This window comes from Rhodanobacter ginsengisoli (genome assembly GCF_042657065.1).
Lineage (GTDB): Bacteria > Pseudomonadota > Gammaproteobacteria > Xanthomonadales > Rhodanobacteraceae > Rhodanobacter > Rhodanobacter ginsengisoli.
In genome coordinates this window covers 53,239-64,528 of the sequence record NZ_JBHSNF010000004.1, presented here as the reverse complement: position 1 = coordinate 64,528, position 11,290 = coordinate 53,239, and the positions used below count along the sequence as shown (strand labels likewise).

Below are 11,290 nucleotides of genomic sequence, written 5' to 3'. Positions count from 1 at the left end.
GCGCTTCACGAAAGTCCGCCGAAGGCGCTGCTATGCTCAAATCCCCGATCGAGGTTGCTGCCATGAAAACCGCTGCCTTGCTGGCTGCCGCCAGCGTCCTGTTCGCTGCAAGCGTGTTCGCCCAGTCATCGTCACCGGCACCGGTGCCGCCGCCGCCCGGGATCAACGATCCGGGGGTCAAGGCGGTGGCGCCGCCAACGAAGTCGCCCGCCAAGGCGTCGCCGGCCGGCACTGCGAAGCCGAACCTGCAACCGCTGACCCTGCCGGCGATGAAGAGCGGCGATAGCCGACTGGGCAGGGATGCCTCGATACCGGACGTGCAGGTGCGCCAGCAAGGCGACAACAGCATCCAGGAATACAGCCGCAATGGCCGTGTCTACATGGTGGTGGTGACGCCGAAGAACGGTATCCAGCAAACCTACATGGTCGATCCCCAGGGGCGGCTGGTGGACGAGCACGGGCAGAAGCCGGTAGGTCCGGTGATGTACAAGATCCTGGAATGGGGCAAGAGCAAACCGCCCGCCGCGGAACCGGGCGAAGCGGAATCCGCCACGCCGGCGCCGGGCGACGGCAGCCACTGAGTTTCCCGTCGGGTGACCCGAGGGTTACCCGGCAGCGGACCCATCGGAGTCCCACTTTCAGCGAAGGGCGGCGCGATGCAACTGCGTGAAAGCTGGCTGCTGTTTGCCCTCGGCTCGGCGCTGTTCGCGGCGCTGACGGCGTTGTTCGGCAAGCTCGGCGTGGTCGGCATCAATTCCAACCTCGCTACCTTCATCCGCACCATCGTCATCCTGATCGTCACCGCGGGCATCCTCAGCCTGCGGCAGGAATGGGTCAAGCCGACCGGTCTGCCGTGGCACAGCTGGCTGTTCCTGGTGTTGTCCGGCATCGCCACCGGCCTGTCGTGGCTGTGCTACTACCGGGCGTTGCAACTGGGGCCGGTCAGCAAGGTGGCGCCGATCGACAAACTCAGCGTCGCACTGGCGATCGTGCTCGGCCTGGTGTTTCTCGGTGAGCGGCCGAGCTGGCCGCTGCTGATCGGCGGCATGCTGATCGTCGCCGGCGCGATGGTGATCGCCTTGTTCTGAGCGCCGGGTTCAGCGCGAATCGTCCAGTTCCGGGTAGTGCCGGAAGATGCCGTCCTCGTTGAACGCCAGCCGCCGCGGGGATCGCAGGTAGGCTCCGATGCGGGGACGCTCCGCCACCCGCGCGGCCAACGCACGCAAGCATGGCAATCCGGGCTCCAGGCGCTGCATCGCGCGAGGGAATGCATAGCCCAGCCCGACCATCAGCTGGAACAGCGAAAGATCGACATACGAATGTTCGCGCAGGGCATGGCGACCGCCGGCGCGCTCCAGCACCTGTTCGAAATAGCCCAGGAACCGGGGCAGGCGATGCTCCCGCCAATTCGCCGCCCGGCGGAACGCTTCGGTGCGCTGATCCGCGTAATACAGGCTGCTGGCGATCGGATGGTGGCAGTCGTGCACCTCGGCCACCAGATCACTGACGGTCAGTTGCAATTGATGCGCGTAGAGCCGCTGGCTTTCGCTGTCGGGCACCAGGTCGAGCGGCGGCCCGAGGTATTGCAGGATGTTCGCCACCTGCGCGATCACCCGTCGCCCGGCCTTGAGAAACGGCGGGGCGAACGGCAGGGCACCTTCATGGCTGCCGTCGAGAAAGCGCGCGATGGCGCCGTCTCCCTCGACACGGGCCACGTCCTCGTAGCTGGCGCCGACGTCCTCCAGTGCCAGTCGGACGAACTCGCCGCGGCCCTGAATGCCCGTCCAGTAATACAGCTGATAATGCATGGCAGCCTCCGGAGCGAAGAGGTCGATGCTGGAACGGAGCACCTCTACGGAGCGTGCAGGAGCGCACAGCGTGCTCCTGCAGGGTTGCACGCGCTCTCAGTGGCGGAAGTGGCGCATGCCGGTGAACACCATCGCGATGTCGTGCTCGTCGGCGGCGGCGATCACCTCGGCGTCGCGCATCGAGCCGCCCGGCTGGATCACCGCGCGGATGCCGGCGTCGGCGGCGGCGTCGATGCCGTCGCGGAACGGGAAGAACGCATCGGAGGCCATCACCGAACCGCGCACCTCGAGCTTCTCGTCGGCCGCCTTGATGCCGGCGATGCGTGCGCTGTAGATGCGGCTCATCTGGCCGGCGCCGATGCCGATGGTCTGGCGGTTCTTCGCGTAGACGATGGCGTTCGACTTGACGAACTTGGCCACCTTCCAGGCGAAGATCAGGTCGTGCACTTCCGCTTCGCTCGGCGCACGCCGGGTGACCACCTTGAGGTCCGCCGCGTCGATCATGCCGAGGTCGGCGGTCTGGATCAGCAGACCCGAGCCGACCCGCTTCGAGTGGTTGCCGGGATGGGCGTGCAGCAGCTCGCCCTCCGTCGGCAGCGGAATGACCAGCACGCGCACGTTGCCCTTTTTCAGGAAGGCTTTCAGCGCGTCATCGGCATAGGCCGGCGCCAGCACCACCTCGACAAACTGGCGTTCGACGATCGCGCGCGCGGTGGCGCCGTCGACCTCGCGGTTGAATGCGATGATGCCGCCGAACGCCGAGGTGGGATCGGTCTGGTAGGCGAGGTCGTAGGCGCGGCCGATGCCCTCCAGGCTCACCGCGACACCGCACGGGTTGGCGTGCTTGACGATCACGCAGGCCGGCTTGCTGAAGCTGCGCACGCATTCCCAGGCCGCATCGGCATCGGCGATGTTGTTGAACGACAACTCCTTGCCCTGCAACTGGCGGAAGGTGGCGAGCGTCCCCGGCGCCGGATGAAGGTCGCGATAGAACGCTGCCTGCTGATGCGGGTTCTCGCCGTAGCGCAGGTCCATCAGCTTGACGAAGCGGCTGTTGACCTGGGCCGGGAAGGCGGCGTGGCCGGCGATCGCGTCCTGCGTCGGGTTGAGCTGCAGGCCCGACAGGTAGTCGCTGATCGCGCCGTCGTAGTTGGACACGTTGTTGAATGCGGCGACGGCGAGCCTGAAACGGGTGGCCCGGCCGAGGCCGCCCTGGCTCTCGATCTCGGCCAGCGCGTCGTCGTATTGGTCGGGCGAGGTCAGCACGCCCACGTCGTTCCAGTTCTTCGCGGCCGAACGCAGCATCGCCGGCCCGCCGATATCGATGTTCTCGATGGCCTGCTCCAGCGTGCAATCCGCCCTGGCCACGGTGCTCTCGAACGGATACAGGTTCAGCACAAGCAGGTCGATCGGCGCGATGCCGAGTTCGGCCATCACCGCGTCATCGGTGCCGCGTCGGCCGAGCAGGCCGCCATGCACTTTCGGGTGCAGCGTCTTGACCCGACCGTCCATGATCTCGGGAAAGCCGGTGACGTCGCTGACCTCGATGACCGCGATACCGGCCTCGCGCAGCGCCTTCGCACTGCCGCCGGTGGACAGCAGTTCCACGCCGGCCGCGGCGAGGCGTCGGCCCAGATCGATCAGTCCGGTCTTGTCGGAGACGCTGAGCAGGGCGCGACGAATCGGGACGAGCTGGGGGGAGGGCATGGCGGGTTTCCAGGAGGGGAAAGCCGCTCATTATAGCCGTCTGGATGATCGGCTGTTTTCGCGGGAGTTACAGCAGGCCGTGGGCGGCCAGCTTCTTGCGCAGGGTGGCGCGGTTGATACCCAGCGCGCTGGCTGCGCGGCTCTGGTTGCCGTCATGGAACGCCAGCACCTCGCGCAGCAACGGAACCTCGACCTCTCGAAGCACGAGAGCATGCAGTCCCTCGGCACATTCGGTATCGCCGATGTCGGCCAGGTAGCGGCGTACCGTGCGGCTGACGCACTCGCTCAATGCACTTTGCGAGCCTGCACTTTGCGACGAGGTCTGTGTTGCGGCCCCGGCAGCAGGCAGTCTTACGGCATTCACGGGCATCTCCCCTCACGTACGAAGCGACGGCTGCATGGGCCGCGGATTGTGGTTATGACTGGTGTTGAAGTTCGCGGCGGGTTTCGAATGCCGGTCGGCACTCTGCGCGAGGGTCGAGTCTACCCGTGCGCGGGGATAATTTTAAGTGCTAATCGAAGCCGAACTCGAACGCGACAGCCTTGTCGCCGGGATCCTCGACCTCCAGCAGCAGTACGGCACTGGCTCCCGGGGCCAGGCCGCGCTGAAGAATCGCCCTGTCGTCGAGATACTCGCGCGGCTGCAGCCGGCGCATGGCCACGCGCTGGCCCCGGGCGTTGGACAAGGTGATGGTCAATACCGGATACGGCTGCGCGAAAGCCGCGTCGTTGCGCACGCTGGCGCTGATCATCAGTGCTCCGGGTACGCTGGGGTGGGCCTGCACGTTGCTGGCGATCAGGTGCAGTTGCTGCGGAGCAGCGACCAGCGGCAGTTCGCAGCCGAGCACGCTGCAGCTGCTGCGCAGCCAGCCGCCGACGGTGGGGTTGCGCAGCAAGGGGTCACGCTCGGCCCAGGCCAGCTGCGCCACCAGCGACAGGGTCAACAGGGTGCAGGCAATGACCCAGGGCCACTGGCGCATCCCGGAAGAACGTGCGCGGGATGGACGTGCGCTGTGCCTGGGATGCCTGGGTTGGCGGCGCGCCCGCGGCTCGCGGGCAAAACGGGGCGCAAACACCAGCTGGGTGAAGTCCTCGGTTGCCGGCGCGGCGGCGACGACCGCCTCTTCCCCGATCACCGCCGGTGGCTCGGTCCGCGGGCGATAGACCACCAGGTCGACGCAGGGCGGTTCGAGCGCGGGCTCGTTCACCGGCAGCTCGACGAACGGTTCGGGCGGCAGCTGTTCGGTGAGGGTGGCGACGCTGTCGAAGCCGGCTCCGCAGTGACCGCACACCACATGGCCGTGCGCCTGCGCAAAGGTGTGCACATCCAGCGAATAGACCGACAGGCATTCGGGGCATTGGGTATACATGCAGGCCGCTTCGATCAATACCGCGCAAGCTTAGCAGGATGACCAGGGTCGCCTGCATGGGTCATGCATCGCGACGATCCGGTTGACCGGTATCGTCGCGCGGCTCAGGAGCGGCGGCGACCGCTGATGCGGACCCAGTCATCGCGCGTGTCCACGCGCAGCTCCTCGAACCATTCGGCGTAACGCTGCAGCAGTTCGTCCTGTTGGCCGAGCAGGATGCCTGAGATCGCAAACGGTGCTCCCGCTCTGGCGGCTGCGGCAAACGTGGGGGCAAGTTCACCGAGCGGTCCGGCGAGGATGTTGGCGATGAAGACGTCGGCCGGCGATATGCATGGATGCACAAGTGCCGCGGGCGCAGGATGCGCAGGAGTGGCCGCGGTGGCAAAATCCTGCGGCAGGAACAACGTCAGTCGCTCGGCCACGCCATTGCGCTCGGCGTTGTCGGCCGACGCGATGAGTGCCTGCGGGTCATTGTCGACACCCACCGCGCTGGCGGCGCCCAGCTTCAGCGCGGCGATTGCCAGGATGCCCGAGCCGCAACCGAAGTCGGTCAGCGTCTTGCCATGGAGCTCGAGGCCGTCGAGCCACTCCAGACACAGCGCGGTGGTCGGATGGGTGCCGCTGCCGAACGCGAGGCCGGGGTCGAGCCGCACCACCACCAGTTCCTCGTCGCCACTCTCGTTGTGCGTGGGCGGCTCGATGTTCCATGGATAGATCCACAGGCGCCGGCCGAACGGCATCGGCTTGAACTGGTCCATCCAGGCGCGTTCCCAATCCTGGTCGGCAACCTCGTGAAACTGCAGGTGCGCCGGCTCCAGCCATGGCAGCAATTCGCCCAGCGCTTCGACGAGTCCGCGACGATCGGCGTGCTCATCGAACAGTGCGTTCAGGGTGATCGTGGGCCACAGCGGCAGCTCGCCCACGCCGGGCTCGAAGATGGCCTGTTCGTCCGGTGTCTCCGCATCGGCATCGCGCAGCGTGATCGACAGCGCGCCGAGATCCCCGAGCGCTTCTTCGGCGCCGGGCTGCTGGTCGATGCGCACGGTAAGGGAAAGTTCGAGCCAGGGCATGGGAAGTCCATGGATAAGTTGAGCAGGGCGATGCCCGCCGCATGCCGAGAGCAGGCGGCGGGGTTCGCCATGGTGCCGGTCCAGTGCTCCGATCAATGATCGGCGGGCGGATGACCTTTCTGTTCCGCCATCCGCTTTTCCAGATAGTGGATGTTCTGGCCGCCCTGCTGGAAACCGACGTCGGCCATGATCCGCTGTTGCAGCGGGATGTTGCACTTCACGCCCTCGATCACCGTTTCGGCCAGCGCCAGGCGCATGCGCGCGATCGCGGTTTCGCGGTCGGGGCCGTGCACGATCAGTTTGCCGATCATCGAGTCGTAGTTGGGCGGAATCTTGTAACCGTCGTACAGGTGCGTGTCGACGCGCACGCCGGGGCCACCGGGGGCCTCGAAACGCTTCACCGTTCCCGGCGACGGCATGAAGCTGTCGGGATCCTCGGCGTTGATGCGGCATTCGATGGCGTGGCCATGGAACGTCACGTCGTCCTGCGTGATCGTCAGCTTCTCGCCACCGGCGATCAGCAGCTGTTCGCGCACCAGGTCGACGCCGGTGATCAACTCGGTCACCGGATGCTCGACCTGAATGCGGGTGTTCATCTCGATGAAGTAGAAATGGCCGTTCTCGTACAGGAACTCGAACGTGCCGGCGCCGCGATAGCCGATGCGCAGGCAGGCGTCGACGCAGACCTTGCCGATCCGCGCGCGCTGTTCGGGCGTGATGCCGGGCGCCGGTGCCTCCTCGACCACCTTCTGGTGGCGACGCTGCATCGAGCAGTCGCGCTCGCCCAGGTGGATCGCGCCGCCCTGGCCATCGGCCAGCACCTGGATCTCCACGTGGCGCGGATTTTCCAGGAACTTCTCCATGTACACCTGATCGTTGCCGAAGGCGGCCTTGGCTTCCTGCTTGGTCATCGTGATGGCGTTGGCCAGGTGTGCCTCGGTGCGCACCACGCGCATGCCACGGCCGCCGCCGCCGCCGGCGGCCTTGATGATCACCGGGTAGCCGATCTCGCGGGCGATGCGGATGTTCTCGTCGGTCTCCTCGCCCAGCGGGCCGCCGGAGCCGGGCACGCAGGGCACGCCCGCGGCCTTCATGGCGCGGATCGCCTCCACCTTGTCGCCCATCAGCCGGATCACCTCGGCGGTCGGGCCGATGAAGATGAAGCCGGACTGCTCGACCTGCTCGGCGAAATCGGCGCGCTCGGACAGGAAACCGTAACCCGGATGGATCGCCTGGGCATCGGTGATTTCCGCCGCGGCGATGATGCGCGGAATATTGAGATAGCTGTCGACCGACGGCCCCGGTCCGATGCATACCGACTCGTCGGCGAGACCGACGTGCTTGAGGTTGCTGTCGATGGTGGAATGCACCGCCACGGTCTTGATGCCCAGACTGTGGCAGGCGCGCAGGATACGCAGCGCAATTTCGCCGCGATTGGCGATGACGACCTTCTCGAGCATCCGGGCGGCCTCAGGCAATCACGAACATGGGTTCGTCGAATTCCACCGGTTGGCCGTTCTCGACCAGGATCGCCTGCACGGTGCCGGCCACGTCGGCCTCGATCTGGTTGAACATCTTCATCGCCTCGATGATGCCCAGTGTTTCGCCGGCCTTGACCTGCTGGCCGACCTTGACGAAGGCCGGCGTGCCCGGGCTGGCCGACGCGTAGAACGTGCCGACCATCGGCGCCTTCACCACATGGCCGGCGGGCAAGGCATCGGCTGCCGGGACTTCGACCGCCGCGGCGACGGGTGCCGCGACCGGTGCGGGTGCCGCGGCCACGGCGACGGGTGCGGCGACCGGCGCGGTGTTCTTGGGCACGCGCGACAGGCGAACCACTTCCTCGCCTTCCTTGATTTCCAGTTCGGCGAGGTTGGATTCCTCGAGCAGGTCGATCAGTTTCTTGATTTTGCGCAAATCCATAGGATCAGCCTTTGGTCAGTCATGCCACCGGGGTGGCTGGAAGGGAATGAGGTCGGCCTCGCGGCCGGGAGTTCGCGTTATGCCGCGCCGGATGCCGGTACCTGCAGCCGCCGGATGGCGGCATCCAGCGCCAGGCCATAGCTGTCGCTGCCGAAGCCGCAGATCACTCCGATGGCGAGATCGGACAGATAGGAGTGATGGCGGAAGGACTCGCGGGCGTACACATTGGACAAATGCACTTCGATGAACGGGATCGCCACGGCGGCGAACGCGTCGCGCAACGCAATACTGGTGTGGGTGAATGCGCCGGCATTGCACAGGATCAGCGCGGTCTGGTCGTCCCGGGCCTGGTGAATGCGGCCGATCAGTTCGTGCTCGGCATTGGACTGGAACCACTGCAGTTCATGTCCGGCCGACAGCGCGTGTTCGGCCAGTCGCTGGTTGATATCGGCCAGCGTTTCGCGACCGTAGATCTGCGGCTCGCGTGCACCCAGCAAGTTGAGGTTGGGTCCATGCAGGACCAGGATCTTCGCCACGAAACCGTCCCGCTTGCGTCCGGAGACCCGGAATCGGCGCAGTGTGCGCGCAGTCGGGAATGTTGTCCAGTTCACCGCAGATCGGCGATGTTTGGCGGAGAAGTACGGGATTCCCGTGCGGAAGCGTATGTCGACCCTTGTTCAGCGCTGCCCTGTCGCAGGTGCCAGCCACCGATCCAGCCGGGAGGTGGACAAAGAACCTCTATGTGTCGCCAGAATGCGCCCATCGCCGTCGATAAGCACGCTATATGGCAGTATCTGGTCTTCATCGCCCAATTTTTCCGAGCTGCTGGGTGACGCCAATTGACCTACTAACATCGGGTAACTTACCGGATGTGCGGCCAGAAATGCCCTGACGCGATCAGGTTCATCCATGGCAATACCGACGACGATCGCCCCTTTTTCGCCGAACTTTTTCTGCGCCTGGTTCAATGTCGGCATCTCGTCCAGGCACGGGCCGCACCAGCTTGCCCAGAAATTCAGCAGCAGGCGCTGGCCCCGATAGTCGCTGAGCGAGTGCAGCTTGCCGTCGAGGTCGGGCAGGGTGAGCGCGGGTACGGCATGACCGATGAGCGCGGAATCGGTGCCGTCCTCCATCGACAGCGCCGGTTGGCGGCGATGTTCGGCGATGCCGCCGATGCCGGCGGCCAGCACGGCCAGGCCCAGGATCAGCCAGTTGCCGCGACCGAGCATCAGCGCGCCGCTTCCGTCAGCGCCTGCTCGACCATCGAGGTGCTGAGTACCGTCGACAGCTGTCTGCCGGGGCCGCCGTCTTTGGGGAACACCACGTACAGGGGGACGCCGGGCGAGTGATATTGCTGCAGGAACGCGCTGATGGTCGGATTGACGTCGGTCCAGTCTCCTTTCATGTAGACCGCACCAGTGCGTTCGAGCAGGTCGCGGAATGCCTGCGTGTCGAGCACGGCATGTTCGTTGGCCTTGCAGGTGACGCACCAGTCGGCGGTCATGTCGACAAACACCGGGGTGCCGGCCGCGCGCAAGCTGGCGAGTCTTGCCGGACTGTAGGCGATCACGCCGTCCTCGGCCGGGGTGGCGGCGGAGGAGCGCGGTATGTGGGTGAGCAGGTACATCGGCGCCAGCGTGGCCGCGGCGAGGACGGCGACCAGTGCGCGACTGGCGAGCCCACGCGAGCGGCTGCGCTCGAACCACCACAAGGTCATCGCCAGCAGCACCATCGCCACCAGCACCAGGCCCACCGCGTCGGCGCCACGCTGGTTCGCCAGTACCCAGACCAGCCAGGCGGCGGTCAGGTACATCGGGAACGCCAGCACCTGCTTCAGCGTCTCCATCCAGCGCCCGGGCCGCGGCAGCAGGCGCGCCAGCGCGGGCACGAAGCCGATCAGCAGGAACGGCAACGCCAGCCCGAGGCCCAGCGCCAGGAACACCAGCAGCGCCGCCAGCGTCGGTGCGGCAAACGCATAAGCCAGTGCGCTGCCCATGAACGGCGCGCTGCAGGGGCTGGCCACCACGACGGCAAGCACCCCGGTGAAGAAATCGCCGGCGGGACCCGAGCGCATGGCCAGGCCGGCACCGGTATTGCCCAGGGAGGCGCCGAACTGCACCACGCCCGACATCGACAGTCCCACCGCCAGCATCACGCAGGCCAGGACGGCCACCACGAGCGGCTGTTGCAGCTGGGTGCCCCAGCCCAGTGCATGACCGGCCGTGCGCAACGCGAGGAGGCCCATGCCGAGTGCGGCGAAACTGCTCAGGACACCGGCGCTGTAGAGCAGCGCGTGCCGTCGGGCGGAGGCGTGGCTTTCGCGGCTCTCCAGCACGCTGACCGCCTTGATCGACAGCACCGGCAGCACGCATGGCATCAGGTTCAGCACCAGTCCCCCGCCCAGCGCGAGCAGCAGCGCGACCAGCAGGCTCGCCTGCAACGGGGCCGGAGTGGCTTCGGCGGGCGGCAGTTCGGGCGGCGTGGAGGCGGCACTGCCGCCGAGATCCACGCTCACCGTGCGGTTCATCAGCGGATAGCACAAGCCACCTTCCTGGCAACCCTGGAAACTGGCCTCGAGAGTCAGCCGGGTGCGGCCGGCCAGCTCACCCTCGATCGTGACGGGGAGCTCGACCTGGTTGAAATATACGGTGACGTCGCCGTAGTGCTCGTCGTGATGCGTGGTGCCGGCCGGCCACACGGGTTTCAGTCGGAGGCCGGCCCCGTCGCCGAGTTTCAACGTGGTCCGATCGCGGTACAGGTAATAGCCCTTCGGCATCGTCCAGCGCAGCAGCAACCGATGCGGCTCCTGCGCCAGCGCATCGAATCGGAAGGCTTGCTCCGCGGGCAGCGGCGCGGCATTCAGGCCGCCCGATGCATCGCTCGGGCTGCTGCCGAGCCGGCTGAGCGCGGCACCCAGCGGATTGCCGCTGGCCGCCGCCGGGGCGATGCCCGGAGCCGACGGCAGCGCAAGGTCGAGTTGCTCGGTATGCGGGGGGTAGCAGATCTTCGGGTCGACTTCATGGCAGCCCTGGTACTGCACGCTCAGGCGCAGCCGGCTCGTGCCGGCGGCCAGCGTATACGGCAGCACGGCGTCGATGCCGTGGTGGTAGGTCTCTACATCGCCAAGATATTCGTCGTGATGCTTCTCGCCGTCCGGCAGCCGCGCCTGGCCCAGCGTCACGCCATCGCCGGCCTTGAATTTCATGCGGCCGCGATACAGGTAGTAGTCCGGCGCGATGGTCCAGTGCAGCTTCAGCAGGCCCGGCGTGCCCGCATCCGCCTGCAGCCGGTAGGCTTCGGTCACCGGCAGCAGGTCGTCGGTGCCCTGCGCGAACAACGGCGATGCCGCGAGCAGCAAGCCCAGCCAGACCAGCAGACGCGTGGCGCCTCGACCCGCAACTAACAGTCGCAT

The 11,290-nt window shown here is 66.6% G+C and carries 12 protein-coding genes; 2 read left to right on the top strand and 10 right to left on the bottom strand.

The genetic code is table 11. The annotated features are described in order from the left end of the window. Window positions 1–62: 62 nt before the first annotated feature. Window positions 63–581, top strand: coding sequence for a DUF2782 domain-containing protein (locus tag ACFPPA_RS16365; protein WP_377321856.1), 519 nt, complete (start codon window positions 63–65; stop codon window positions 579–581). A 75-nt stretch (window positions 582–656) separates the two neighbouring features. Beyond that, a complete protein-coding gene (locus ACFPPA_RS16360) occupies window positions 657–1,088 on the top strand; it encodes an EamA family transporter (RefSeq protein ID WP_377321854.1) in 432 nt (143 codons plus the stop codon). Window positions 1,089–1,097: 9 nt separating this feature from the next. Here ACFPPA_RS16360 and ACFPPA_RS16355 read toward each other — a convergent pair whose 3' ends face one another. The 10 genes from ACFPPA_RS16355 to ACFPPA_RS16310 form a co-directional block, all read right to left on the bottom strand. Continuing rightward, on the bottom strand, window positions 1,098–1,808 hold the full coding sequence (locus tag ACFPPA_RS16355; protein WP_377321852.1) for a glutathione S-transferase: 711 nt from the start codon (window positions 1,806–1,808) through the stop codon (window positions 1,098–1,100). A gap of 96 nt (window positions 1,809–1,904) precedes the next feature. Then, window positions 1,905–3,515 carry a bifunctional phosphoribosylaminoimidazolecarboxamide formyltransferase/IMP cyclohydrolase gene (gene purH, locus ACFPPA_RS16350; protein ID WP_377321850.1) on the bottom strand — a complete coding sequence of 537 codons (1,611 nt, stop codon included), beginning with the start codon at window positions 3,513–3,515 and terminating at the stop codon, window positions 1,905–1,907. A 67-nt stretch (window positions 3,516–3,582) separates the two neighbouring features. Beyond that, on the bottom strand, window positions 3,583–3,885 hold the full coding sequence (locus ACFPPA_RS16345; protein ID WP_377321848.1) for a helix-turn-helix domain-containing protein: 303 nt from the start codon (window positions 3,883–3,885) through the stop codon (window positions 3,583–3,585). A 142-nt stretch (window positions 3,886–4,027) separates the two neighbouring features. Beyond that, on the bottom strand, window positions 4,028–4,885 hold the full coding sequence (locus ACFPPA_RS16340) for a zinc-ribbon and DUF3426 domain-containing protein (RefSeq protein ID WP_377321846.1): 858 nt from the start codon (window positions 4,883–4,885) through the stop codon (window positions 4,028–4,030). Window positions 4,886–4,989: 104 nt separating this feature from the next. Continuing rightward, window positions 4,990–5,955 carry a 50S ribosomal protein L11 methyltransferase gene (gene prmA / locus ACFPPA_RS16335; RefSeq protein ID WP_377321844.1) on the bottom strand — a complete coding sequence of 322 codons (966 nt, stop codon included), beginning with the start codon at window positions 5,953–5,955 and terminating at the stop codon, window positions 4,990–4,992. Window positions 5,956–6,047: 92 nt separating this feature from the next. After that, window positions 6,048–7,415: an acetyl-CoA carboxylase biotin carboxylase subunit gene (gene accC, locus ACFPPA_RS16330; protein WP_377321842.1), complete on the bottom strand. Its 1,368-nt coding sequence runs from the start codon at window positions 7,413–7,415 to the stop codon at window positions 6,048–6,050. A gap of 10 nt (window positions 7,416–7,425) precedes the next feature. Beyond that, the gene (gene accB / locus ACFPPA_RS16325; RefSeq protein WP_377321840.1) at window positions 7,426–7,878 is read right to left on the bottom strand and encodes an acetyl-CoA carboxylase biotin carboxyl carrier protein; all 453 of its coding nucleotides are present in this window, start codon (window positions 7,876–7,878) and stop codon (window positions 7,426–7,428) included. Window positions 7,879–7,955: 77 nt separating this feature from the next. After that, a complete protein-coding gene (aroQ, locus tag ACFPPA_RS16320; protein ID WP_377321838.1) occupies window positions 7,956–8,414 on the bottom strand; it encodes a type II 3-dehydroquinate dehydratase in 459 nt (152 codons plus the stop codon). A gap of 141 nt (window positions 8,415–8,555) precedes the next feature. After that, window positions 8,556–9,107 (bottom strand): TlpA family protein disulfide reductase, encoded by a 552-nt coding sequence (locus tag ACFPPA_RS16315; protein ID WP_377321836.1) that lies wholly within the window; start codon window positions 9,105–9,107, stop codon window positions 8,556–8,558. Continuing rightward, window positions 9,107–11,290: a protein-disulfide reductase DsbD family protein gene (locus ACFPPA_RS16310; RefSeq protein ID WP_377321834.1), complete on the bottom strand. Its 2,184-nt coding sequence runs from the start codon at window positions 11,288–11,290 to the stop codon at window positions 9,107–9,109. Before ACFPPA_RS16310 ends, ACFPPA_RS16315 begins: the two co-directional genes overlap by 1 nt.

What these genes read in the sequence shown, in the direction of transcription:
- ACFPPA_RS16365 (WP_377321856.1), top strand. Translation starts at nt 63, where the DNA reads ATGAAAACCGCTGCCTTGCTGGCTGCCGCCAGCGTCCTGTTCGCTGCA.
- accB (WP_377321840.1), bottom strand. Translation starts at nt 7,878, where the DNA reads ATGGATTTGCGCAAAATCAAGAAACTGATCGACCTGCTCGAGGAATCC.
- ACFPPA_RS16345 (WP_377321848.1), bottom strand. Translation starts at nt 3,885, where the DNA reads ATGCCCGTGAATGCCGTAAGACTGCCTGCTGCCGGGGCCGCAACACAG.
- ACFPPA_RS16315 (WP_377321836.1), bottom strand. Translation starts at nt 9,107, where the DNA reads ATGCTCGGTCGCGGCAACTGGCTGATCCTGGGCCTGGCCGTGCTGGCC.
- purH (WP_377321850.1), bottom strand. Translation starts at nt 3,515, where the DNA reads ATGCCCTCCCCCCAGCTCGTCCCGATTCGTCGCGCCCTGCTCAGCGTC.
- ACFPPA_RS16355 (WP_377321852.1), bottom strand. Translation starts at nt 1,808, where the DNA reads ATGCATTATCAGCTGTATTACTGGACGGGCATTCAGGGCCGCGGCGAG.
- prmA (WP_377321844.1), bottom strand. Translation starts at nt 5,955, where the DNA reads ATGCCCTGGCTCGAACTTTCCCTTACCGTGCGCATCGACCAGCAGCCC.
- ACFPPA_RS16340 (WP_377321846.1), bottom strand. Translation starts at nt 4,885, where the DNA reads ATGTATACCCAATGCCCCGAATGCCTGTCGGTCTATTCGCTGGATGTG.
- ACFPPA_RS16360 (WP_377321854.1), top strand. Translation starts at nt 657, where the DNA reads ATGCAACTGCGTGAAAGCTGGCTGCTGTTTGCCCTCGGCTCGGCGCTG.
- ACFPPA_RS16310 (WP_377321834.1), bottom strand. Translation starts at nt 11,290, where the DNA reads ATGCGACTGTTAGTTGCGGGTCGAGGCGCCACGCGTCTGCTGGTCTGG.
- accC (WP_377321842.1), bottom strand. Translation starts at nt 7,415, where the DNA reads ATGCTCGAGAAGGTCGTCATCGCCAATCGCGGCGAAATTGCGCTGCGT.